Source organism: Pseudomonas sp. SID14000 (assembly GCF_002165135.1).
GTDB lineage: Bacteria > Pseudomonadota > Gammaproteobacteria > Pseudomonadales > Pseudomonadaceae > Aquipseudomonas.
Genome location: NZ_NFZQ01000001.1, coordinates 23,273 through 47,259 on the forward strand (window position 1 = coordinate 23,273; position 23,987 = coordinate 47,259).

General features: G+C 62.4%; 18 protein-coding genes. 10 read left to right on the top strand and 8 right to left on the bottom strand.

Going from position 1 to position 23,987, the window contains the following annotated elements:
* Position 1: 1 nt before the first annotated feature.
* From CAY82_RS00110 to CAY82_RS00150, 9 genes are all read left to right on the top strand, one after another.
* Entirely contained in the window at positions 2–1,444 is a 1,443-nt protein-coding gene (locus CAY82_RS00110) for a sigma-54 dependent transcriptional regulator (protein WP_087499426.1), read from the top strand.
* A gap of 998 nt (positions 1,445–2,442) precedes the next feature.
* Positions 2,443–3,831, top strand: a complete 1,389-nt coding sequence (locus CAY82_RS00115) for a polynucleotide adenylyltransferase PcnB (RefSeq protein WP_087499427.1) — start codon at positions 2,443–2,445, stop codon at positions 3,829–3,831.
* The gene (gene folK, locus CAY82_RS00120) at positions 3,828–4,307 is read left to right on the top strand and encodes a 2-amino-4-hydroxy-6-hydroxymethyldihydropteridine diphosphokinase (protein WP_087499428.1); all 480 of its coding nucleotides are present in this window, start codon (positions 3,828–3,830) and stop codon (positions 4,305–4,307) included. The genes CAY82_RS00115 and folK overlap by 4 nt, the downstream gene beginning before the upstream one ends.
* 262 nt (positions 4,308–4,569) lie before the next feature.
* A complete protein-coding gene (gene panB / locus CAY82_RS00125) occupies positions 4,570–5,370 on the top strand; it encodes a 3-methyl-2-oxobutanoate hydroxymethyltransferase (RefSeq protein WP_087499429.1) in 801 nt (266 codons plus the stop codon).
* On the top strand, positions 5,367–6,230 hold the full coding sequence (gene panC, locus CAY82_RS00130) for a pantoate--beta-alanine ligase (RefSeq protein WP_087499430.1): 864 nt from the start codon (positions 5,367–5,369) through the stop codon (positions 6,228–6,230). Before panB ends, panC begins: the two co-directional genes overlap by 4 nt.
* A 217-nt stretch (positions 6,231–6,447) precedes the next feature.
* Complete coding sequence (gene pgi, locus CAY82_RS00135; RefSeq protein WP_087499839.1) at positions 6,448–8,112, top strand: glucose-6-phosphate isomerase; 1,665 nt, start codon at positions 6,448–6,450, stop codon at positions 8,110–8,112.
* A gap of 136 nt (positions 8,113–8,248) precedes the next feature.
* Positions 8,249–10,183: an acetate--CoA ligase gene (gene acs / locus CAY82_RS00140; protein ID WP_087499431.1), complete on the top strand. Its 1,935-nt coding sequence runs from the start codon at positions 8,249–8,251 to the stop codon at positions 10,181–10,183.
* A gap of 42 nt (positions 10,184–10,225) precedes the next feature.
* Complete coding sequence (locus CAY82_RS00145; RefSeq protein WP_087499432.1) at positions 10,226–11,095, top strand: oxygenase MpaB family protein; 870 nt, start codon at positions 10,226–10,228, stop codon at positions 11,093–11,095.
* A gap of 78 nt (positions 11,096–11,173) precedes the next feature.
* The gene (locus tag CAY82_RS00150; protein WP_087499433.1) at positions 11,174–14,110 is read left to right on the top strand and encodes a DUF748 domain-containing protein; all 2,937 of its coding nucleotides are present in this window, start codon (positions 11,174–11,176) and stop codon (positions 14,108–14,110) included.
* Positions 14,111–14,231: 121 nt separating this feature from the next.
* Here the strand turns inward: CAY82_RS00150 and CAY82_RS00155 are convergent, their stop codons facing one another.
* Positions 14,232–14,645, bottom strand: a complete 414-nt coding sequence (locus CAY82_RS00155) for a VOC family protein (protein WP_010955354.1) — start codon at positions 14,643–14,645, stop codon at positions 14,232–14,234.
* Between the two features lie 60 nt (positions 14,646–14,705).
* Between CAY82_RS00155 and CAY82_RS00160 the strand changes: the two genes are divergently transcribed.
* Positions 14,706–15,008, top strand: coding sequence for a putative quinol monooxygenase (locus CAY82_RS00160; RefSeq protein ID WP_087499434.1), 303 nt, complete (start codon positions 14,706–14,708; stop codon positions 15,006–15,008).
* Positions 15,009–15,077: 69 nt separating this feature from the next.
* Here CAY82_RS00160 and CAY82_RS00165 read toward each other — a convergent pair whose 3' ends face one another.
* From CAY82_RS00165 to nusA, 7 genes are all read right to left on the bottom strand, one after another.
* Positions 15,078–15,422 carry a BON domain-containing protein gene (locus CAY82_RS00165; RefSeq protein WP_087499435.1) on the bottom strand — a complete coding sequence of 115 codons (345 nt, stop codon included), beginning with the start codon at positions 15,420–15,422 and terminating at the stop codon, positions 15,078–15,080.
* A 265-nt stretch (positions 15,423–15,687) separates the two neighbouring features.
* Positions 15,688–17,793: a polyribonucleotide nucleotidyltransferase gene (pnp, locus tag CAY82_RS00170; protein WP_087499436.1), complete on the bottom strand. Its 2,106-nt coding sequence runs from the start codon at positions 17,791–17,793 to the stop codon at positions 15,688–15,690.
* A 250-nt stretch (positions 17,794–18,043) separates the two neighbouring features.
* On the bottom strand, positions 18,044–18,313 hold the full coding sequence (gene rpsO / locus CAY82_RS00180) for a 30S ribosomal protein S15 (RefSeq protein ID WP_003249971.1): 270 nt from the start codon (positions 18,311–18,313) through the stop codon (positions 18,044–18,046).
* Positions 18,314–18,460: 147 nt separating this feature from the next.
* Positions 18,461–19,378 (bottom strand): tRNA pseudouridine(55) synthase TruB, encoded by a 918-nt coding sequence (gene truB / locus CAY82_RS00185; RefSeq protein ID WP_013974284.1) that lies wholly within the window; start codon positions 19,376–19,378, stop codon positions 18,461–18,463.
* Between the two features lie 3 nt (positions 19,379–19,381).
* The gene (rbfA, locus tag CAY82_RS00190; protein WP_063911788.1) at positions 19,382–19,780 is read right to left on the bottom strand and encodes a 30S ribosome-binding factor RbfA; all 399 of its coding nucleotides are present in this window, start codon (positions 19,778–19,780) and stop codon (positions 19,382–19,384) included.
* A gap of 116 nt (positions 19,781–19,896) precedes the next feature.
* Positions 19,897–22,437 carry a translation initiation factor IF-2 gene (gene infB, locus CAY82_RS00195; RefSeq protein ID WP_087499438.1) on the bottom strand — a complete coding sequence of 847 codons (2,541 nt, stop codon included), beginning with the start codon at positions 22,435–22,437 and terminating at the stop codon, positions 19,897–19,899.
* 27 nt (positions 22,438–22,464) lie between these two features.
* On the bottom strand, positions 22,465–23,946 hold the full coding sequence (gene nusA, locus CAY82_RS00200; RefSeq protein WP_087499439.1) for a transcription termination factor NusA: 1,482 nt from the start codon (positions 23,944–23,946) through the stop codon (positions 22,465–22,467).
* Positions 23,947–23,987: the final 41 nt, after the last annotated feature.

The following is a 23,987-nucleotide window of genomic DNA, read 5'->3' on the forward strand; positions in this document are numbered from 1 at the left end:
AATGCCGCACATTCTGATCGTCGAAGACGAAACCATCATCCGCTCGGCCTTGCGTCGCCTGCTCGAGCGGAACCAGTACCAGGTCAGCGAAGCCGGCTCGGTCCAGGAAGCCCAGGAACGCTTCAGCATTGCCACCTTCGACCTGATCGTCAGCGACCTGCGCCTGCCAGGCGCGCCCGGCACCGAACTGATCAAGCTCGGCCAGGGCACGCCAGTGCTGATCATGACCAGCTACGCCAGCCTGCGCTCGGCGGTAGACTCGATGAAAATGGGCGCGGTGGACTACATCGCCAAGCCCTTCGACCACGACGAGATGCTGCAAGCCGTGGCGCGCATCCTGCGCGACCGGCAGAACGCCCCGGCCGCCACACCGGCGGCCGAGCCACGCGCAACCAATGGCAAGGCCGCCTCGGCCGACAAAGGCAATGCGGCAGCCGCCAATGGCGAAATCGGCATCATCGGCTCATGCCCCCCGATGCAGGACATGTACAGCAAGATCCGCAAGGTCGCGCCCACCGATTCCAACGTGCTGATCCAGGGCGAGTCGGGCACCGGTAAAGAACTGGTCGCACGCGCCCTGCACAACCTGTCGCGCCGGGCCAAGGCACCGATGATTTCGGTGAACTGCGCGGCCATCCCCGAGACGCTGATCGAGTCCGAGCTGTTCGGCCACGAGAAAGGCGCGTTCACCGGCGCCAGCGCCGGGCGCGCCGGCCTGGTGGAGGCTGCCGATGGCGGCACCCTGTTCCTCGACGAAATCGGCGAACTGCCGCTGGAGGCCCAGGCCCGCCTGCTGCGCGTGCTGCAGGAAGGCGAGATTCGCCGGGTGGGTTCGGTACAGTCGCAAAAGGTCGATGTACGCCTGATCGCCGCCACCCACCGCGACCTGAAGAACCTGGCCAAGGCCGGCCAGTTCCGTGAAGACCTGTATTACCGCCTGCACGTGATCGCCCTGAAACTGCCTGCCCTGCGCGAGCGCGGCAGCGACGTCAACGAGATCGCCAGCGCCTTCCTCGCCCGCCAGAGCGCACGCATCGGCCGCGACGACCTGCACTTCTCGGCCGAAGCCGAGCAGGCCATTCGTCACTACAGCTGGCCGGGTAACGTGCGAGAGCTGGAAAACGCCGTGGAGCGTGCAGTGATCCTCAGCGAGAGCGCAGAAATTTCCGCCGACCTGCTGGGCATCGACATCGAACTGGGCGACCTGGAGGAGGACGAAATCCTCGACAACGCCCTGGTCGTGACCAGCACGGCCAATGCCAGCCATGAGCCGACCGAGGACCTGTCGCTGGAGGACTACTTCCAGCACTTCGTGCTCGAGCACCAGGACCACATGACCGAGACCGAACTGGCCCGCAAGCTCGGTGTCAGCCGCAAGTGCCTGTGGGAACGCCGCCAGCGCCTTGGCATCCCGCGGCGCAAGAGCAACGCTACCAGCGAGTAACCCCCCGCCACCGTACGCCGCAGCCTATGTGGCGCCTGTGAGATCGAGCGCCGCCCGCGCGGCGCTTCGCGGCACAAGGCCGCTCCCACATCTGTTTCGGGCCAGTCACTCCTGTGAGGTCTCCTCTGCCCGCCTTGTCTGTTCCATTCGATATCAAGGGGGGCGCGACAGCTCTTCATCAATCTTCAGCCATGCACCAAGGCTGCAACCCATCTGGCACAGGAATGATTGGCCCGAAACAGATGTGGGAGCGGCCTTGTGCCGCGAAGCGCCGCGCGGGCGGCGCTCGATCTCACAGGCGCTGAACGTGTCACGGCGAACACCCAGGTAACACCTCAGCCCCCGCAAAAATCTGTTACCCAAGCTTTCCGCCGTAACAGTTCCCGAGGCGTTCGGTAACGAAATTTCGACATTTTCAGCCCCGAAAAATTTGCCGGACCTCTTCAACCCATTGATTTTACTGGGTTTGCAAAAGTTGGCACGGCACCTGCTATATGTCTGGTACAAGAACAATAACAAGCACTGCTACTCAGAATAAGAACAAGACGAAACGGCTCACGCACAATAAAAACAAGACGGCGGAGGCGCAGCTAACTGATTCTTTTGGAGAGGATGCGTGTTTGGGGCTTGCCCCACAGCCAGGCAGAGAACAATAAAAACTGCACTAAAAAGCAGCGCCTGAACTGGTTGGATCGACAGATCAACGTGACATCAGCGACCAAAGCAATCCGTTTGCTCTTAACCCCTGGATTGGGGGTCGTCCACAAGCTTCGAGATTTGTGGACAGGGCACTCAACAAAAACAAGAAGCCCAGCAGAAAAACAATAAGAGCACGCAACGACTTCTTGGGGAGCTTAGGCTCCCCTTGTCGTTTCCACCCTTCTGGCAGGCATCCTGCTACCCGCCTACACCATTCCTTGAGTAAATGCTAGAATCCCCGCCCATCATGCGGCCATTCTCCTATTCTTGGCCGAACATTCCTTCAAACAGTGCATCCCATGCTGAAGAAGCTGTTCCAGTCGTTCCGCCCGCCCGTACCGGGCCCCCACCACAGGCGCACCACGCCTGAGGTGATCAACAAAAGCCAGCACTCGCTGCAGCGCCACCAGTTCAGCCGCCATGCGGTGAACATCGTGGAGCGTCTGCAGAGTGCCGGCTACCAGGCTTACCTGGTCGGTGGCTGTGTCCGCGACCTGATGTTGGGCATCACGCCGAAAGACTTCGACGTCGCCACCAGTGCCACCCCCGAACAGGTCCGTGCCGAGTTCCGCAACGCGCGCATCATTGGTCGCCGCTTCAAGCTGGTCCACGTGCATTTCGGCCGTGAGATCATCGAAGTCGCCACCTTCCGCGCTCACCACTCGGAAGACGACCAGAGCGACAGCCACCGTTCGTCGCACAACGCCAGTGGCCGCATCCTGCGTGACAACGTATACGGCACCCTGGAAGAGGACGCACAACGTCGCGACTTCACCATCAACGCCCTGTACTACGACCCGGTCAGCGAACGCATCCTCGACTACGCCAATGGCGTGCACGATATCCGCAACCGCCTGCTGCGCCTGATCGGTGACCCTACCCACCGCTACCAGGAAGACCCGGTGCGCATGCTGCGCGCGGTACGCTTCGCCGCCAAGCTCGACTTCGGTATCGAAAAGCACACGGTCCAGCCGATCCGCGAACTGGCCCCACTACTGCGCGAGATTCCGCCAGCGCGCCTGTTCGAAGAAAGCCTCAAACTGTTCCTCTCCGGTCAGGGCGCCATCGTCTTTGAAATGCTGGTCGACCTGCAATTGTTCGAGCCGCTGTTCCCGGCCAGTTCGCATGCCCTGGACGAGCGCCCGACATACACCCACACGCTGATCAGCCAGGCGCTGAACAATACCGACCTGCGCGTGAAGCAAGGCAAACCGGTAACCCCGGCCTTCCTCTTCGCCGCGCTGCTGTGGCCTGCTCTGCCGGCCCGCGTGCTGCACCTGCAGAACCAGGGCGTGCCGCCGATCCCGGCCATGAACGGTGCGGCCCACGACCTGATCGCCGAGCAATGCGCACGCATCGCCATCCCCAAGCGCTTCACCCTGCCGATCCGCGAGATCTGGGACATGCAGGAGCGTCTGCCACGCCGTAGCGGCAAGCGCGCCGACGTGCTGCTGGACAACCCGCGCTTCCGCGCCGGCTACGACTTCCTGCTGCTGCGGGAAAGCGCCGGTGAAGAAACCGACGACCTCGGCCAATGGTGGACCGACTACCAGGATGCCAATGACAGCGAGCGCCGCGAGATGATCCGCGAGCTGGGCAGCCGTGACGAAGGCACCGGCGCCGGCCCGCGCAAACGCAAGCGCAGCGGTAGCAAACGCAAGCGTAGTGGCGACGAGGCATTCGAGTGAGTACCCGCGCCTATATCGGCCTGGGCAGCAACCTGGAAGCACCTGCCGAGCAGCTGCGTAGCGCCTTGCAGGCCCTCGACCAGGTCGAAGCCACGCGCTTGGTGGCGGCCTCGGCCCTGTACACCAGCGATTCGCTGCTGCCCGGCCAGCCACGCTACACCAACGCCGTCGCCGCCCTGGACACCGCGCTGCCGCCGCTGGCCCTGCTCGATGCACTGCAGGCCATCGAGAACGAGCAGGGGCGCGTGCGCAAGGAGCGCTGGGGCCCGCGCACACTGGACCTGGACATCCTGCTGTTCGGCGATCAGGTACTCGACGAACCGCGCCTGAAAGTGCCGCATTACCACATGCATGCCCGGCCTTTCGTGCTGTACCCGCTGGCTGAACTGGTACCAGGCGATTTCCGCCTGGCCGATGGTCGCGCCCTCGCGCAGCTACTCGACGATTGCCCGTTCGTCGGCCTGGAACGCCTGTAATCCGGGCGTTTCAGCCTTGCATACTGGCGCGGTAACGCCAGTAACACCCTGATCGTAACAATGCGGTAACAGGGTGATTGACTTCCCCCACCTCGCTCACGACTATAGGCGTCCCGTGTGGCACCAAAGTGCCGCATACCCGTATTTAGGCCCGGACGGACCTGTGCCCGAACATCACGCGCGATGATGTGCCGCTCCGGAAGATGACTACACGCGTTAAATGCAGTCGTTTTTTACAGCGCCTGAACGAGGAATTTCCTACATGCCTGAAGTAACCCTGACCACCCTCAATGGCCTCAAGGCCAAGGGTGAAAAAATCACCATGCTGACCTGCTACGATGCGACCTTCGCCAAGGCCGCCAGTCAGGCCGGTGTCGAAGTGTTGCTGGTGGGCGACTCGCTGGGGATGGTCCTGCAAGGCCACGACAGCACACTGCCGGTAACCACCGCAGACATGGCCTACCACACTGCCAGTGTCAAACGTGGCAACGACGGCGCACTGATCCTCGCCGACCTGCCGTTCATGGCGCATGCCACCCCGGAGCAGGCCTTTGCCAACAGCGCCACGCTGATGCAGGCCGGCGCCCACATGATCAAGATCGAAGGCGCTGCCTGGCTGGCCGAGACCATCCGCCTGCTGGCCGAGCGTGGCGTGCCGGTATGCGCGCACATGGGCCTGACCCCGCAAACTGTCAACGTGCTGGGCGGCTACAAGGTCCAGGGCCGCCAGGAAGCCCAGGCCCGGCAGATGCGCGCCGACGCCATCGCCCTGGAGCAAGCCGGGGCGGCCATGCTGCTGCTCGAATGCGTGCCCAGCGAACTGGCTGCGGAAATCACCAATGCCGTGGGCATTCCGGTGATCGGCATTGGCGCCGGCAGCGGCACGGATGGCCAGGTACTGGTTTTGCACGACATGCTCGGCCTGTCGCTGAGCGGCCGGGTACCTAAGTTCGTGAAGAACTTCATGCAGGGCCAGCCGGATATCCACAGCGCCCTCGTCGCTTACGTCGAGGCGGTCAAACAAGTCAGCTTCCCAGGCAGCGAACACGGGTTCAGTGCATGAATACAGTCAAGACCGTCCGCGAACTGCGCGCCGCAGTCGCCCGCGCCCGCGGAGAAGGCAAGCGCATCGCCTTCGTGCCGACCATGGGTAACCTGCATAGCGGTCATGCCGCCCTGGTGACCAAGGCCGCGCAGCGCGCCGATTTCGTGGTCGCCAGCATCTTCGTCAACCCGCTGCAGTTCGGCGCCAACGAAGACCTCGACAAGTACCCGCGCACCCTGGCTGCCGACCAGGAACGCCTGCTCCAGGCAGGCTGCAATTTGCTGTTCGCGCCTACCGTCGAAGAGATGTACCCCGACGGCATGAGCGTGCAAACCCGCGTCTGCGTGCCCCACCTTTCCGAAGGCCTGTGCGGCGCCAGCCGGCCCGGGCATTTCGAAGGCGTGGCGACAGTGGTCAGCAAGCTGTTCAACATGGTCCAGCCAGACCTTGCCGTGTTCGGTGAAAAGGACTTCCAGCAGCTGGCGGTCATCCGTGCCATGGTGCGCGACCTGAATATGCCGATCCAGATCATCGGCGAACCCACCGTGCGTGCCGAGGATGGCCTGGCGCTGTCATCGCGCAATGGTTATCTCACGCCTGAGCAGCGTGCTACGGCACCTGCGCTGTACCGTACGCTGCAACATATCGCAACTGCCATTGGCCGGGGCCAGCGGGACTTTGCCGCGCTGGTTGGCGAAGGCCAGGCGCAGTTGACCGCCGCTGGTTTCCGCCCGGATTACCTGGAAGTGCGTCACGCGGTAAGCCTGCGACCGGCGATGATCGATGATCGTGATCTGGTAGTGGTTGCGGCAGCGTATCTGGGTAACACGCGGTTGATCGACAATATTTACCTGCACGTGGAAGAGAAGACCGCGTAACGGCCTGGGGCTGCTTTGCAGCCCATTCGCAGCACAAGGCTGCTCCTACAAAAGATCACCCCACTCTGTAGGAGCAGCCTTGTGCTGCGAAAAGCGCCCCAAATTCCCCTGCCATACCCATTCCCAGCAAGTGACCTTTGCCTATAATGGGGCCAGCCTGAACCCGGCAATGACTGCCGTGTCCAAGGCCTCACCACGCACCAAGGGAACCCGCGCAATGGCGTATTACCGTACACCCCACGATGTGACGGCCCTGCCCGCCTGGCAGGCGCTCCAGCAACACCGCGACGCCATGCAAGGCTTCAGCATGCGCGAAGCATTCGCCGCCGATGCCAAGCGCTTCGACCAGTTCTCCCTGAGCTGCTGCGGCCTGTTCCTCGACTACTCGAAAAACCTGATCACAGAACAAAGCCGCGACCTGCTGGTCAACCTGGCCAACGAAGTGGGCCTGCAGGACGCCATCAAGTCGATGTTCAGCGGTGAAATCATCAACGCCTCCGAAGGTCGCCCGGTGCTGCACACTGCCCTGCGCCGGCCGGTGGGCGACAAGCTCAGCGTCAATGGCGTGAACGTCATGCCGGAAGTACACAAGGTGCTCAACCAGATCACCGAACTGGTCGGCCGTATCCACGACGGCCTGTGGCGCGGCTACAGCGAAAAACCGATCACCGACGTGGTCAACATCGGCATCGGTGGCTCGTTCCTGGGCCCCGAGCTGGTCTCCGAGGCGCTGCTGCCCTACGCCCAGCGCGGCGTGCGCTGCCACTACCTGGCGAACATCGACGGCAGTGAGTTCCACGAACTGTCGGCCAACCTGCGCGCCGAAACCACCCTGTTCATCGTCTCGTCGAAGTCGTTCAACACCCTCGAGACCCTGAAGAACGCCATGGCCGCGCGTACCTGGTACCTGGCCCAGGGCGGCTCGGAAGCCGAGCTTTACCGCCACTTCATCGCTGTTTCCAGCAACAAAGCCGCCGCCGTGGCCTTTGGCATCCGCGAAGAGAACATCTTCCCGATGTGGGACTGGGTGGGCGGGCGCTACTCGCTGTGGTCGGCCATCGGCCTGCCGATTGCCCTGGCCATCGGTACCGCCAACTTCAAGGAACTGCTGTCCGGTGCCTACACCATGGACCAGCACTTCCAGACCGCGCCGTTCGACAAGAACATGCCGGTGCTGCTGGCCCTGCTAGGCGTGTGGTACGGCAACTTCTGGGGCGCACAGAGCCACGCGATCCTGCCGTACGACCACTATCTGCGCAACATCACCAAGCACCTGCAGCAACTGGACATGGAGTCCAATGGCAAGAGCGTGCTTCAGGATGGCACCCCGGTAAAGACCGATACCGGCCCGGTGATCTGGGGTGGCGTCGGCTGCAACGGCCAGCATGCCTACCACCAGTTGCTGCACCAGGGCACCCAGCTGATTCCGGCCGACTTCATCGTGCCGGTGGTGAGCTTCAACCCGGTGGCTGACCATCATCAGTGGCTGTACGCCAACTGCCTGTCGCAGAGCCAGGCACTGATGCTGGGCAAAACCCGCGAAGAAGCCGAAGCGGAGCTGCGCGCCAAGGGCCTGAACGAAGCGGACATCGAAAAACTGGCCCCGCACAAGGTGATCCCGGGCAACCGCCCGAGCAACACCCTGGTGGTGGAACGCATCAGCCCGCGCCGCCTGGGCGCGCTGGTGGCGATGTACGAGCACAAGGTCTTCGTACAGAGCGTGATCTGGGGCATCAACGCCTTCGACCAGTGGGGCGTGGAACTGGGCAAGGAGCTGGGCAAAGGCGTGTACCAGCGCCTTGTAGGAAGCCTGGAAGACAGCGCCGAAGACGGCTCCACCCAAGGCCTGATCAACTACTTCCGCGGCCGTCACCGCGGTTGATCTGAAACCTTCGCCAGCTTCTTCGCGGGCTCGCCCGCGAAGAGGCCAGCACAGGTTGAACACCTCTCCCAGCTACACTGTCCTATCGAATAGCCGTTGCAGTCCATCGCCCCTTACAAGAGCAGGACCACCCGCCATGTTCGATATCCGCAACTACCCCCAGGCCCTGGCCGTCAGCCAGTCCGCCGCCCTCACCCCCGACGAGTACCGCCGCCTCTACCGCCAGTCGGTGGATGACCCCGACACCTTCTGGGCCGAACAGGCCAAGCGCCTGGACTGGATCAAGCCCTGGTCGAGCGTGCAGCAATGCGACCTGAAGACCGGCAACGCCCGCTGGTTCGATGGCGGCCAGCTCAACGTCAGCTACAACTGCATCGATCGCCACCTGGCCCAGCGCAGCGAACAGACCGCCCTGCTGTGGGAAGGCGACGACCCCAAGGATTGCAAGGCCATCACCTACCGCGAACTGCACCGCCAGGTCTGCCGCCTGGCCAATGCGCTGAAAGCACGCGGGGTGAAGAAAGGCGACCGGGTGTGTATCTACATGCCGATGATCCCCGAGGCCGCCTTCGCGATGCTCGCCTGTACCCGTATCGGTGCCATCCACTCGGTGGTGTTCGGCGGCTTCTCGCCCGACGCCCTGCGCGACCGTATCCTCGATGCCGACTGCCGCACCGTGATCACCGCCGATGAAGGCGTACGCGGAGGCAAGCGCATCCCGCTGAAACAGAACGTCGACAAAGCCCTGGCCAGCTGCCCTGCGGTCAACAGCGTATTCGTGGTGCGCCGCACCGGTAGCGAGGTTGCCTGGGCCGAAGATCGCGACCTCTGGTACCACGAGACAACGGAAAAGGCCGGCGACGACTGCGCCCCCGAGCCAATGAACGCCGAAGACCCGCTGTTCATCCTCTACACCTCCGGCAGCACCGGCAAACCCAAGGGCGTGCTGCACACCACCGGCGGCTACCTGCTGCAGGCCACCCTCACCTTCAAGGTGGTATTCGACTACCGTGAAGGCGAGGTGTTCTGGTGCACCGCCGATGTCGGCTGGGTCACCGGCCACAGCTACATCGTCTATGGCCCGCTGGCCAATGGCGCGATCTCGCTGATGTTCGAAGGCGTGCCCAACTACCCGGACACCTCGCGCTTCTGGCAGGTGGTGGACAAGCATCAGGTAAACATCTTCTACACCGCCCCAACTGCCCTGCGTGCCTTGATGCGCGAAGGCGACGGGCCGCTGCAAGGCACCTCACGGCAGAGCCTGCGTCTGCTGGGCAGCGTTGGCGAGCCGATCAACCCCGAAGCCTGGGAGTGGTACTTCGAGGCAGTCGGGCAGAAGCGCTGCCCCATCGTCGATACCTGGTGGCAAACCGAGACCGGCGGCATCATGATCACCCCGTTGCCCGGTTCACAGGCGCTCAAGCCCGGCTGTGCCACGCAGCCCATGTTCGGCGTACAACCGGTGCTGCTGGACGAAAAGGGCAAGCTCATCGAAGGCCCCGGTGCCGGCCTGCTGGTCATCAAGGCCAGCTGGCCCGGGCAGATCCGTAGCGTCTATGGCGACCATCAGCGCATGGTCGACACCTACTTCAAGCCGATGCCCGGCTATTACTTCACCGGCGACGGTGCCCGCCGCGATGCTGATGGTGACTACTGGATCACCGGGCGTATCGATGATGTGATCAACGTTTCCGGCCATCGCATCGGTACCGCCGAAGTGGAAAGCGCGCTGGTGCTACATGACAGTGTCGCCGAAGCGGCCGTGGTCGGTTACCCCCACGACCTCAAGGGCCAGGGCGTGTATGCATTTGTCACGCCCATGAATGGCGTAACGCCGGACGATGCGCTCAAGACCGAACTGCTGGCCCTGGTCAGCAAGGAAATCGGCAGTTTCGCCAAGCCCGAGCTGATCCAGTGGGCGCCGGCGCTACCCAAGACACGCTCAGGCAAGATCATGCGGCGTATACTGCGCAAAATCGCCTGCAACGAGCTGGACAACCTGGGCGATACCTCGACCCTGGCGGACCCCAGCGTGGTGCAGGGTCTGATCGACAAACGCCTCAACCAGTAACCGGCGGCCGCTGTTCATGGCCGCCCTGAACCACAGGTCGCCATGGAAGCCCTTCGCCGTCGCATCGAAACCCAGGTCATGAGCCTCACCGGGCTGGCCCTCGGCCAGCTCGACCTGGAATCGCCCAAGGGCGACCCCGGCCTGTTCGGCCCGCACAGCATCAGCTGGCAGGTACATGGCGACTTCCCGAGCATGCTGGTCGGTGGCATCAGTGCCCTCATGCTGCAGTTGCTGCACCCGCTGGCCCTGGCCGGGGTATGGGACCATTCCAACTTCCGTGAAGACCTGCTCGGTCGCCTGCGCCGCACCAGCCAGTTCATCTCCGGCACCACCTTCGGCGCCACCCGCGATGCCGAGTGGCTGATCGACAAGGTGCGTACCATCCACCTGCAGGTGACCGGCACCGCGCCGGATGGCCGCCCGTATGCAGCCAGCGACCCGGACTTGCTGACCTGGGTGCATGTGGCGGAAGTCAGCAGCTTCCTTGCCGCCCACCTGCGTTACCGCAACCCACACCTTGCGCGCGCCGAGCAGGATGCCTACTACGCTGAGATCGCGCTGATCGCCGAGCGCCTTGGTGCCCGCGACGTGCCGCGCTCCTGCCAGCAGGTCGAAGACTACCTGCAGCACATGCGCTCGCAGCTGCACTGCGACGCCCGCAGCCATGAGGTGGTCGGCATTCTGCTCGATGCCCCCGCCCCCAGCCGACTCGCACAGCCGGTGGGCAAGCTGATGCTGCACGCCGGCATCGACCTGCTGCCGGCCTGGGCCCAGGCCATGCTCGGCCTGCAGCATGGCCCGTTACAGAGACGCATGATCCGTCTGGGCCTGCAACGCACCGCGCCAGTACTGCGCTGGGCGATGCGCAACGGCTCGGCGCACCGGGCCAAACGGCGCATGGGCATCGAATGAGGTCAAATCGTCACCTCAGCGGAACTGATTTAACGTGCCATACTCCAAGCTCTCCTGCTTAGACAGACGAAGCGACACATGTACAAAGGATTGACTCGCGCCGCCGGCGCACTGCTGGCCCTCGTAGCCTTCTACAGCCTTCTCGGCTTTCTCATACTCCCAGGTGTCGCGCTGCGCATCGCCAACCAGCAGTTGGCCCAGTACGCAACGGTGCCTGCTCACCTCGAACGGATCGAACTCAACCCCTTCAGCCTCGAGCTGACACTGTGGGGCCTGCAGATCGGCGAGCCAGGCAAGGAGCAGGTCGGCTTCGACCGGCTGTACGCCGACCTCTCGCTCGACAGCCTGTGGAGCGGTGCCCTGCACCTGGATGCGGTGGAGTTGGTCAAGCCGCGCAACGAAGTGCTGTTCGCCAAGGACGGTACCCTCAACCTGACCCGCCTGTTCAAGCTGCCCGCCAGCGAAGCCAAGCCCGATGAGCCGCCCAGCGACCCGTTCCCGCTGCGCATCGGCAGCATCAAGCTCAGCAATGGCTACCTGCACTTCGAGGACCTGCGCCCGAGCGAGCCGATCGAGTTCCTCTACGACAATATGAACCTGGAGCTGAAAAACCTCAGCACCTTGCCCAACGATAATGCCGACATGAACCTGGTGGCCATCGGCCCCAACGGCGGACGCATCGACTGGAAAGGCACCCTGAGCCTATCGCCGATCGCCTCTGAAGGCACACTGAAGATCACCGACGGCAACATGAAGGCGTTCTGGCCCTACGTACGTGATGCCGTACCGCTGGTGCTGGAAAACGGCGTGGTCAGCCTCGATACCCACTACAAGCTCAACCTCGCCAAACAGACGGAACTGTTGCTGGACAATGCATCGGTGCGCATTGCGCCGTTCGCCATCAAGGCACCGGATGGCCGCCCGCTGGCGCGCCTGGCCAGCCTGGAAGTGAGCGAAACCTCCGTCGACCTGGTCAAGCAACTGGTCACCGTGGGCAAGATCCGCAGCGATAAACTGGAAACCTGGGCCGCGCTGGAAAAAGACGGCCAACTCGACTGGCAGAAGCTGTTCGCCAGCCAGCCGGCCAAGGCCACACCGAAGGAAAAGGCCGAGCCGGCCGCTGCCGAGCCCACGTCCGAGCAGCAAGCCGCCAAAGAGCCGAGCAAGCCCTGGCAGGTGCTGCTCAAGGACGTGCAACTGCGTAACTACCTGGTGCACCTGGCAGACCGCACCCAGAAAGAGCCGGTGGCCCTCGACGTCGGCCCGCTCAACGCCGACCTGCAAGGTTTCGACAGCCTCAACCAGTCGCCCTTCACCCTCAAGCTCGATACCGGCGTGGGCAAGCAGGGCAAGCTGCAGGTGGCCGGTCAGGTCAACCTCGCGCCCATATGGGCCAAGCTGGACGTGAGCACGCGCGACATCGACCTGCGGGTAGCCCAGGCCTACATCAGCCCGTTCATCCTGCTGGAGCTGCGCAGCGGCATGCTCGCCAGCGACCTAAAGGTCGACCTGAAGAACACCGCACCGCTAGCCTTCAGCATCACCGGCAAGGCGCAGGTCAGCCAGTTGCACACCCTCGACACCATCAAGAGCCGCGACTTCGTCAAATGGCAGCAGGTGAACGTCGATGGCCTGTCCTACGTGCACGGCGATGCGCTGTCAATCGACAAGGTAACCCTGCTGCAGCCCTACGCGCGGTTCATCATCAATGAAGACCGCACCACCAACATCAACGACCTGCTGATCCCGCAGCCGGCCGGCGCCCCGGCATCCAGCCAGGCCAAACCGGCTGCAGCCAGCAACGACAAGCCGCTGGGCATCCACATCGGCCAGATCGACATCAACGACGGCTCGGCCAACTTCGCCGACCTGTCCCTTACCCCCAACTTCGCCACGGCCATCCAGCAGCTCAACGGCCAGATCGGCACCATCGACAACCGCAAGCCGGTGCCGGCCAAGGTCAACGTCAAGGGCAAGGTCGACCGCTACGCGCCGGTCACCATCAAAGGCGCCCTCAACCCGTTCAACCCGCTGGCCAGCCTGGACATCGCCACCAGCTTCAAGCGGGTCGAACTGACCACACTGACACCCTACTCCGGCAAGTTCGCCGGCTTCCGTATCCGCAAGGGCCGGCTCAACCTCGACCTGCACTACCTGATCACCAACGGCCAGCTGAAGGCCGAGAACAAGGTGGTGGTGGAGCAGTTGCAGTTGGGTGAGAAGGTCGACAGCCCGGACGCAGTGGACTTGCCAATCCGCCTGGCGGTGGCGCTGCTGAAGGATACCGAGGGCAAGATCTCGATCGAGCTGCCGGTGTCTGGCGACCTCAACAACCCGCAGTTCAGCGTGATGCCGATCGTCTGGCAAACCCTGCGCAACCTGGTGTTGCGCGCGGCACAGGCGCCGTTCAAGTTCATTGGCGGGCTGGTTGCCGGCGGTGGCTCGGAAGATCTGGGCAATGTTGCCTTCGCCCCTGGCTCCAGCGAGCTCAGTGGCGACGCCCAGGCATCGCTGGACAAGCTGGCGTCGGCCCTGAAAGAGCGCCCGGAACTGCGCCTGGAAATCGAAGGCACCAGCGCCCAGGCCAGCGACGGCCCGCTGATTGCCCAGCAGCGACTGGAACGTGAATACCAGGCTACCTGGTACAAGATCCTGCAACGTCGCGGTGACAAAGTGCCGGCCAATGCCTCGATGCTGGTGGTCGACGACAGCGACAAACCGGCGATGCTCGAAGGCATCTACCGTAACCGCCTGAAGCAGCAGCCGCCTGCCGAATGGGAGCAACTGGGCCGCGACGAGCGCACCGCCAAGCTGCGCGAGGCGGTGATCAAGTCCTGGGCCGAGAGTACCGCGCTGCTGCGCACACTGGGCCAGGAGCGAGCCAGCAGCATCAAGGATTACCTGGTGGACAAAGGCCAGCTGGAAGATGACCGGGTGTACTTCATCGATACCAACCTGGGCCAGGCCGAGAGCGATGGGCGGGTAGTAACCCCGATGCATCTGGATGCCGAGTAATTTCTACCAGCAGGTCTGGCCTCTTCGCGGGTAAACCCGCTCCCACAGGTGTTGCGCCCAGTTCAAGGCTGGTGCAATACCTGTGGGAGCGGGTTTACCCGCGAAGGGGCCGGCACAGGCTTCACACCAACCGCTGCCCCGACACCGCCGGGTGATACAGCGGCTGCACCTTGTTCCCCGCCGGGTCCAGCAGGTGGAAGCTGCGCGCCCCGTCTCCATGGTTGAACGGTCGGTCCAGCAGGGTCACGCCATGGGCCTTGAAGTACTGGTACCAGGCCTCCAGCTCCTCCACGCTATCGACGATGAACCCATAGTGGTCCAGGGTCTGCAACCCGTTGGCCGCCCCTGCCCCGCGTCCCAGCGACAGGTTGTCGTTACCACAAGTGAGATACACCAGGTCTTCGTTGGCGCGGTTCAGCACCTCCATGCCCAGCACATCGACGTAGAAGCGTTCGCACTCCTCAAGGTTGGGCACCAACAAGGCAATATGGCGCAGACCGTTCAGGCGGCCAGGGCGTGCAGGCAATTCGGACATTGGCTAGGCTCCATTTTTGTATACAATTCTGATTTGAATTTAAAACAAAAGGAGAGCCTTGTGTATAGCCTGTTCATCAAGACCCGCGTGAAGCCCGGTTGCGCCGAAGATTTTCTGACCGCGATCAAGGTCAATGCCGCGGCCTCCGTCGCCACCGAACCCGGCTGCCTGGTGTTCGATGTGTCACAGGACCGGGTCGACCCGGAGGTGATCTACCTGTACGAGATCTACCGTGATGATGCGGCGTACGAAGCGCATACCCAGACCGCGCATTTCCGCGACAGCCGGCCGTTGGTCGAGCCCTTGATCCTTGAGCAGGAATGCTTCGAGAGTGATGTGATTGCGCGTAATCCGGTGCTTTAATTGAAGAAGGGCCGCAAAGCGGCCCTTCTTGAATGGGTGGCCAAATCCGTTTGGCCGACGGGACATTCCTTATTCGGCCTTCAGGCCATCAGCCGACACGGCCTGCACGCCCTTGATCTTCTTGGCGATAGCAATGGCCGCTTCTTTCTGTGCTGCGGTCACCGCCGTATCAGAGGACAGCGACACGACGCCCTTGTTGGTTTCGACCTTGATATCGCCACCAGGCACACCCTTCTCGGTCATCAGGTCAGCCTTTACCTTGGTAGTGATCCAGGTATCGGAGGCTGCTTCCTTGGTCTTGGTCACCTCACCGGCCGCCAGCGTCATCGGGGCCTGGGTGGACTGCTGGGCGAATGCCGCGTTAGCCATGGTCAGGGTCAGAGCGGTAGCGGCAGCAATGGCGAACTTATTCATAAGGGTCACTCCTGTTTTTTCGAAAGGTCTGCGCCCGTGTATCCCGGCGACAGGTATGAGGATAGTTGCATGCGCTATGCCAGCTGTTTCGTTTCGGCTGTTTCCTTTTAAATCAATTACTTAGCGAACAGCCAGTACGCCAGTAGTCGTGCATTTTGCAATCCGCACGGTAAACCTGCATGCAAGATGCAAGTCCGCAAAAGGTTCCCTTTCGCCCATGAAAAAAGGGCCCCGAAGGGCCCTTTTCCTGTTGCGTGGCAGTCGTTTAGACGCCCGAAGCCTTGGCAGCGGCAACGTCCTTGATCGACAGCTTGATACGGCCGCGGTTGTCCACGTCCAGTACCAGTACTTCCACTTCCTGGCCTTCTTTCAGGATGTCGGTGACTTTCTCGACGCGAGCATCGCTCAGCATGGAGATGTGCACCAGGCCGTCCTTGCCAGGCAGAATGTTGACGAAGGCACCGAAGTCGACGATGCGCTCGACCTTGCCGACGTAGATCTTGCCGATCTCGGCCTCGGCAGTAATGCCCAGGATGCGCTGCTTGGCAGCATCTGCCGCTTCCTTGGTTTCGCCGAAGATCTTGATCGAGCCGTCGTCTTCGATGTCGATCGAAGCCTTGGTCTCTTCGCAGATGGCGCGAATGGTGGCGCCGCCTTTACCGATGACGTCGCGGATCTTGTCGGTGTCGATCTTCATCGCGATCATGGTCGGAGCGTTGGCCGACAGCTCGCTACGCGACTGGGCGATGATCTGGTTCATCTGGCCAAGGATGTTCAGGCGCGCTTCCAGGGCCTGGCCCAGGGCGATTTCCATGATCTCTTCGGTGATGCCGTTGATCTTGATGTCCATCTGCAGCGCGGTAACACCCTTGGCGGTACCGGCTACCTTGAAGTCCATGTCACCCAGGTGGTCTTCGTCACCCAGGATGTCGGTCAGGACGGCGAACTTGTCACCTTCCTTGACCAGGCCCATGGCGATACCGGCAACCGGTGCCTTCATTGGTACACCGGCGTCCATCAGGGCCAGGGAAGCACCGCAGACCGAAGCCATGGAGCTGGAACCGTTGGATTCGGTGATTTCCGAAACTACGCGGATGGTGTACGGGAAGTCGCTGTCGCTCGGCAGCATGGCCTGCACGCCACGACGGGCCAGGCGGCCGTGGCCGATTTCACGACGGCCGGCGCCGCCCATGCGGCCGCACTCACCCACCGAGAATGGCGGGAAGTTGTAGTGCAGCATGAACGGGTCTTTCTTCTCGCCTTCCAGGGTGTCCAGCAACTGGGCGTCACGGGCAGTACCCAGAGTGGCCACGACCAGGGCCTGGGTTTCACCGCGGGTGAACAGTGCCGAGCCGTGGGTCTTCGGCAGTACACCGACTTCGATGTTCAGCGGGCGCACGGTGCGGGTGTCACGGCCGTCGATACGCGGCTTGCCGTTGACAATGTTCTCGCGGACGGTGCGGTATTCCAGCTCGCCGAAGATGTCCTTGATGGCGCTGGCGGACGGGCCGGTCTCTTCGTTGCTCAGACGGGCAACAGCCTCGTCGCGCAGCTGGCCCAGGCGGTTGTAGCGGTCAGCCTTCTGGGTGATGGTGTAGGCCTGCGAAACGGCTTCGCCGAATTCGCTGCGCACCAGGTTCATCAGCTCGACGTTGGCCGGGGCTGGCTGCCAGTCCCAGGTCGGCTTGCCGGCTTCGGCGGCCAGTTCCTTGACGGCCTGGATCACGGCCTGGAATTCGTCGTGGGCGAACAGTACGGCGCCCAGCATCTGGTCTTCGGTCAGCTCTTTGGCTTCCGATTCAACCATCAATACAGCCGATTCGGTACCGGCAACGACCATGTCCAGGCTCGAGGCAGCCAGCTGCTCGTAGGTCGGGTTGAGCAGGTAGCCGGTGCTTTCGTGGAAGGCAACGCGAGCGGCACCGATCGGGCCTTCGAACGGAATGCCGGAAATGGCCAGGGCAGCCGAGGTACCGATCATCGCAGCGATGTCCGGGTCGGTCTTCTTGCTGGTGGAAACCACGGTGCAGACGACCTGCACTTCGTTCATGAAGCCTTCCGGGAACAGCGGACGGATCGGACGGTCGATCAGGCGCGAGGTCAGGGTCTCTTTTTCGGAAGGACGGCCTTCACGCTTGAAGAAGCCACCCGGGATCTTGCCGGCGGCGTAGGTCTTTTCCTGGTAGTGAACCGACAGCGGGAAGAAGCCCTTGCCTGGATCAGCCTGTTTGGCGCCTACCACAGTCACCAGCACGGTGACGTCGTTGTCGACGGTAACCAGCACGGCGCCGGTTGCCTGACGGGCAATGCGGCCCGTTTCGAGAGTGACGGTCGATTGACCGAACTGGAAAGTCTTGATTACCGGGTTCACGGTTTCCTACCTTTTTCAGTGGCTCTTGGGGGAACTGGTTTCTTGCGAATTCTTGGGCAGAACGGGGAATCGGCCCCATTGACCGTCCAGATACAACACGAGGCTGGAAGCCTGGCACCAAGCGGAAAAACCGCTCAGCATTGCCAGGCTGCCAACCTCGGAGATACGCGTGGCGTGTCCAACGGCAGCGCTGCAAAACAGCCCTGTCGAAGCCTGCGACACGCCATGCACACCACTGACCAGGCCGCTATTAGCGACGCAGGCCCAGGCGACCGATCAGGGCGCTGTAACGAGTGGTGTCTTTGCCCTTCAGGTAGTCCAGCAGCTTGCGACGCTGGTTAACCATACGGATCAGACCACGACGGGAGTGGTGGTCTTTATCGTTGGCCTTGAAGTGGCCTTGCAGCTTGTTGATGTTGGCGGTCAGCAGAGCAACCTGCACTTCCGGGCTACCGGTATCGCCGGCGGCTTGCTGGTATTCGGCAACGATCTGAGCTTTTTCTTCAACGCTGAGGGCCATGTGGCTTCTCCTGATAACGGATCCCGCATGCGGGGTCCAATAGGCCAGGGACAAATCCCTGTATTAATAAAAAAGGTGTGACCGTGCCTACTGACAGCCACCCTTGGTGCCGCAGGGTTTGGCAATTGCCTGGCCCTGCGGTTTCGGTCATTCCGACCGAATCAGCCGACGCGGCGCAATGCGCCCGTCTTCGCTCACTTCACCGATACCGATGAAGCGTGCATTGTGATCCTGTACCCGGACCATGCCAAATTGTGGCGCGTCCGGCGCGCGTACCGCCTGCCCATGCAGCCAGTAGAACGCACTGTGTTCGGACAGGCACACCAACGGCCAGTCCTGCAGGCCGCTGTCCGAGGGCATCAGGAAGCGGTCGAGCGCTTCGTTGCCGCCTTCGGCGTGGGCCTGTTCGAGCTCCTCGAGGGTGACCGTCTGTGCCAGCGCGAAAGGCCCGGCCTGGGTCCTGCGCAGCTCGGCGACATAGGCGCCGCAGCCAAGGGCCTCGCCAATATCCTCCACCAGGGTCCGGATATAGGTGCCTTTGCTGCATCCTACGCTCAACCGTGCACGGGTGCCTTCGCACTCGAGCAACTCCAAGCGGCCAATAGTAACAGAACGCGCCTCGCGCTCCACTACCTCTCCTGCACGTGCCAGCTTGTACAGCGGCTGGCCGTCACGCTTGAGCGCCGAGTACATCGGCGGTATCTGGCTGATCTGGCCACGAAAACGTGGCAACAGGGCCTCGATGTCGGCGCGACCAACGGTCACCTCGCGGGTCTGCAACACCTCACCTTCGGCATCGCCGGTGTTGGTAGTCTGCCCCATCTGCATGACCGTTTCGTAGCCCTTGTCGGAATCGAGCAGGTACTGCGAAAACTTGGTCGCTTCGCCAAAGCACAGCGGCAGCACGCCGGTTGCCAGCGGGTCGAGGCTGCCTGTGTGGCCAGCCTTTTCCGCATTGAGCAGCCAGCGCACCTTTTGCAGGGCAGCGTTGGAGGTGAAGCCCAGCGGCTTGTCGAGCAGGATGATGCCGCTGACGTTGCGGCGGATACGTTTGACCTGGGCCACCGCTTACTCCTCGGCGTCCGGCTGGTCGGCATCCTTGTGCTGACGGTCTTCGGCGACCGCGCGCTCGATCAGTGCCGACAGGTGGGCACCACGGCTGACGCTCTCGTCGAAGTGGAAATGCAGTTGCGGCACGCTGCGCAGTTGCATCACTCGGCCCAGGTGCAGGCGCAGGAAGCTCGCGGCGCTAGTCAGGGCCTTGAGGGTCTGCGGTACGGCGTCGGCGCCGTCCTGGCCCATCACGGTGATGAACACTTTGGCGTGGCCAAGGTCGCGGCTGACGTCGACGGCAGTGATGGTCACCAGGCCGACACGCGGGTCTTTGACTTCACGGCGGATCAGCTCCGACAGCTCACGCTGCATCTGGTCGCCGATGCGTTGGGTACGGCTATATTCTTTTGCCATTCTTGCTACCTGTAACTTAAAGCGGCAAACGCCCGGTCAAGCTGAAGCCTGACCGGGCGCTACCTTCAGAGGCGCTGCCAGCCGCCCTGGGGCGGGGCCTGCACCACGCTCGCCCCTTACAGGGTACGAGCCACCTGGACTTTCTCGAAGACTTCGATCTTGTCGCCGACCTTGACGTCGTTGTAGCTCTTCACGCCAATACCGCACTCCATGCCGTTACGCACTTCGGAAGCGTCGTCCTTGAAGCGACGCAGCGACTCCAGCTCGCCTTCGAAGATCACAACGTCTTCGCGCAGTACGCGGATCGGACGGTTGCGGTACACGGTACCCTCGATGACCATACAGCCAGCGATGGCGCCGAACTTCGGCGAACGGAACACGTCACGCACTTCGGCGACACCCAGGATGTTCTCGCGAACATCGCTGCCGAGCATGCCGGTCAGGGCCTTCTTGACGTCTTCGATGATGTCGTAGATCACGTTGTAGTAACGCATATCCAGACCTTCCTGCTCGACGATCTTGCGCGCGCCGGCATCGGCACGCACGTTGAAGCCGAACAGTACTGCATTCGAAGCCAGCGCCAGGTTGGCGTCGCTTTCGGTGATACCACCGACGCCGCCACCGATCACGCGTACCTGAACTTCGTCGTTGCCCAGGCCCGACAGCGAACCCTGCAGTGCTTCCAGGGAACCACGCACGTCAGTCTTGAGGACGATGTTGAGGGTCTTCTTCTCTTCCTGACCCATGGTCTCGAAGATGTTTTCCAGCTTGCCTGCATGAGCACGGGCCAGCTTGACCTCGCGGTACTTGCCTTGACGGAACAGGGCAACTTCACGAGCCTTCTTCTCGTCGGCAACCACGGACAGCTCGTCACCGGCTTCCGGGGTACCGTCCAGGCCGAGGATTTCGACCGGGATCGACGGGCCGGCTTCCTTCACAGGCTTGCCGTTCTCGTCGAGCATGGCACGCACACGGCCATAGTTGGAACCGCACAGGACCATGTCGCCCTGACGCAGGGTACCGTCCTGAACCAGGATGGTCGCCACCGGGCCACGGCCCTTGTCCAGGCGCGATTCGACAACCACACCACGACCTGGAGCGGTCGGGGTTGCGGTCAGCTCAAGGATCTCGGCCTGCAGCAGGACAGCTTCGAGCAGCTCGTCAACGCCGGTACCCATCTTCGCCGAAACCTTGACGAACGGAGTATCACCACCCCAGTCCTCGGAAGTGACGCCTTCGACGGCCAGCTCGTTGCGGATGCGGTCGATGTCAGCACCCGGCTTGTCGATCTTGTTCACCGCGACCACCAGCGGAACGCCAGCTGCCTTGGCATGCTGAACGGCTTCGCGGGTTTGCGGCATCACACCATCGTCCGCCGCTACCACCAGGATGACGATGTCGGTGGCCTTGGCACCACGGGCACGCATTGCGGTGAACGCAGCGTGGCCTGGGGTATCGAGGAAGGTAACCATGCCGCGGTCGGTTTCCACGTGGTAGGCGCCGATGTGCTGAGTAATACCACCAGCTTCGCCAGCGGCAACCTTGGCACGACGGATGTAGTCGAGCAGCGAGGTCTTACCATGGTCAACGTGACCCATGACGGTAACGACCGGCGCACGCGATTCCACTTCACCTTCGAACTTCAGCGATTCGGCCAGGGAATCTTCCAGGGCAGTATCGCTGACCAGGGTCACTTTGTGGCCCAGTTCTTCGGCGACCAGCTGAGCGGTTTCCTGGTCGAGCACCTGGTTGATGGTGACCGGGGTACCCAGCTTGAACATGAACTTGACCACTTCAGCGGCCTTGACCGACATCTGCTGGGCCAGTTCCGAGACGGTGATGGTCTCACCGATGGTCACGTCACGAATGACTGGGCCGGTCGGGTTCTGGAAGCCGTGCTGGTTGCGCTTCTTCAGCTTGCTCTTGCCACCGCGGCCACGGCGTACGCCATCGCTCTCTTCATCGGTGGTGCGCGGCGCGGCACGTGGAGTCGGAGCCTTTTCCTTCTCCTTGACCTTGACCTTGATCGACACGCGCGGGGCCTCACCACGACGCTCGCCACCACGACGGTCTTCGTCACGGGTGCGGCCTTCGTTGCGACGGGCTTCGTCCTTCTTGCGCTCGGCAGCACGCGCTGCGGCGTCTTCGGACGCAGGGGCGTCTGCAACTACCGGGGCCGGGGCAGCGGCAGGCGCCGACTCCGGCTTGGCAGCGGGCGCAGGGGCTACAGCAGCGGTTTCGGCGGCCTGACGGCGAGCCTGCTCTTCGTTACGCTGGCGAACTTCGGCCTCGACCTTCTCGCGAGCGGCGTTTTCAGCCGCGCGGCGCTCTTCCAGCTCACGCTTCTGCTCAGCCTGGATTTCTTCCGGGCTGCGCTGCACGAATACTTTCTTCTTGCGTACTTCTACGCTGATGCTCTTGCTACCGGCGACACGCAGGGTGCTGGTGGTTTTGCGCTGCAAGGTAATCTTGCGCGGCTCTTCCGCCTTGCTCTTGTGGCTGCTCTTCAAATGAGTCAGCAGGGTCTGCTTCTCATTGTCGGTCACTACCTGACCGGCGTCGGTGTGCGGCAGACCTGCCTCACGCATCTGCTGCAGCAGGCGCTCTACCGGTGCCTCGACCTCTTGGGCCAGTTCTTTCACCGTGACTTGCGTCATGCACTTCTCTCCTCAGGCCGCGCCTAATTACTCGAACCAGTGGGCTCGGGCGGCCATGATCAACTTGCCGGCACGCTCTTCGTCGATGCCGTCGATGTCGAGCAGATCGTCTATCGACTGCTCGGCCAGGTCTTCGCGGTTAACCACGCCGCGCACCGCCAGTTCCGCCGCCAGGTCCTTGTCCATGCCCTCAAGGGAGAGCAGGTCGTCAGCCGGATGGGCGTCTGCCAGTTTTTCTTCGGTAGCGATGGCCTTGGTCAACAAACGGTCCTTGGCTCGAGCGCGGAGCTCGTTGACGATGTCCTCGTCAAAGCCATCGATGTTGAGCATTTCTTCCAACGGTACGTAGGCAATCTCTTCAAGGCTGGTGAAGCCTTCGTCGACCAGCACTTGGGCCAGCTCCTCGTCGACTTCCAGTTCATCGATGAAATTGCGCAGGATGTCACCGGTTTCGGCCTGCTGCTTGGCCTGGATGTCCTTCTCGGTCATCACGTTCAGGGTCCAGCCGGTCAGCTGACTGGCCAGGCGAACGTTCTGACCGCCACGACCAATGGCCTGGGCCAGGTTATCCTCGGCAACGGCGATGTCCATGGCATGGGCATCTTCATCAACGATGATCGCCGCGACTTCAGCCGGCGACATGGCGTTGATGACGAACTGCGCCGGGTTATCGTCCCACAGGACGATATCCACACGCTCACCACCCAACTCCCCGGATACGGCCTGGACGCGCGAACCACGCATGCCGATGCAGGCGCCTTGCGGGTCGATGCGTTTGTCCTTGGAGCGGACGGCGATCTTGGCTCGCGACCCCGGATCACGGGAGGCAGCCATGACTTCGATAAGGCCCTCGGCAATTTCCGGCACTTCGATGCGGAAAAGCTCGATCAGCATCTGTGGCGCGGTGCGCGACAGGATCAGCTGTGGGCCACGGTTCTCGGTGCGAATTTCCTTGAGCAGCGCACGCAGGCGCACGCCAACACGGAAGGTCTCGCGCGGAATGATGTCTTCGCGGGCCAGCAGGGCCTCGGCATTGTTGCCCAGGTCAACGATGACGTTGTCGCGGGTAACCTTTTTAACGGTACCGGAGATGATCTCGCCAACGCGCTCGCGGTAGGCATCGACCACCTGGGCACGCTCGGCCTCACGGACCTTCTGCACGATGACCTGCTTGGCGGTCTGGGCGGCGATACGACCGAACTCGATGGACTCGATCTTCTCTTCGATCACGTCACCGACCTTGGCATCAGGGTGGGTTTCGTGGATCTTGCTCAACCAGGTCTCGATCGCCGGATCATCAAGATCGGCTTCGTCGACCACAGTCCAACGACGGAAGGTCTCGTAGCTACCGGTGTGGCGGTTGATTTCCACACGCAGGTCGACTTCGTCTTCAAAACGTTTTTTGGTTGCAGTGGCCAGTGCCACTTCCAGCGCTTCGAAAATGACGCCGGGCGGTACACCTTTTTCGTTGGATACCGATTCAACAACCAGCAGTACTTCTTTGCTCATCGTACGCCTCGCCTTGCGCAAGCCATTGGGCCCGGATCGTC

What these genes read in the sequence shown, in the direction of transcription:
- CAY82_RS00110 (WP_087499426.1), top strand. Translation starts at nt 2, where the DNA reads ATGCCGCACATTCTGATCGTCGAAGACGAAACCATCATCCGCTCGGCC.
- CAY82_RS00115 (WP_087499427.1), top strand. Translation starts at nt 2,443, where the DNA reads ATGCTGAAGAAGCTGTTCCAGTCGTTCCGCCCGCCCGTACCGGGCCCC.
- panB (WP_087499429.1), top strand. Translation starts at nt 4,570, where the DNA reads ATGCCTGAAGTAACCCTGACCACCCTCAATGGCCTCAAGGCCAAGGGT.
- panC (WP_087499430.1), top strand. Translation starts at nt 5,367, where the DNA reads ATGAATACAGTCAAGACCGTCCGCGAACTGCGCGCCGCAGTCGCCCGC.
- pgi (WP_087499839.1), top strand. Translation starts at nt 6,448, where the DNA reads ATGGCGTATTACCGTACACCCCACGATGTGACGGCCCTGCCCGCCTGG.
- acs (WP_087499431.1), top strand. Translation starts at nt 8,249, where the DNA reads ATGTTCGATATCCGCAACTACCCCCAGGCCCTGGCCGTCAGCCAGTCC.
- CAY82_RS00145 (WP_087499432.1), top strand. Translation starts at nt 10,226, where the DNA reads ATGGAAGCCCTTCGCCGTCGCATCGAAACCCAGGTCATGAGCCTCACC.
- CAY82_RS00150 (WP_087499433.1), top strand. Translation starts at nt 11,174, where the DNA reads ATGTACAAAGGATTGACTCGCGCCGCCGGCGCACTGCTGGCCCTCGTA.
- CAY82_RS00155 (WP_010955354.1), bottom strand. Translation starts at nt 14,645, where the DNA reads ATGTCCGAATTGCCTGCACGCCCTGGCCGCCTGAACGGTCTGCGCCAT.
- CAY82_RS00165 (WP_087499435.1), bottom strand. Translation starts at nt 15,422, where the DNA reads ATGAATAAGTTCGCCATTGCTGCCGCTACCGCTCTGACCCTGACCATG.
- rpsO (WP_003249971.1), bottom strand. Translation starts at nt 18,313, where the DNA reads ATGGCCCTCAGCGTTGAAGAAAAAGCTCAGATCGTTGCCGAATACCAG.
- rbfA (WP_063911788.1), bottom strand. Translation starts at nt 19,780, where the DNA reads ATGGCAAAAGAATATAGCCGTACCCAACGCATCGGCGACCAGATGCAG.
- infB (WP_087499438.1), bottom strand. Translation starts at nt 22,437, where the DNA reads ATGACGCAAGTCACGGTGAAAGAACTGGCCCAAGAGGTCGAGGCACCG.
- nusA (WP_087499439.1), bottom strand. Translation starts at nt 23,946, where the DNA reads ATGAGCAAAGAAGTACTGCTGGTTGTTGAATCGGTATCCAACGAAAAA.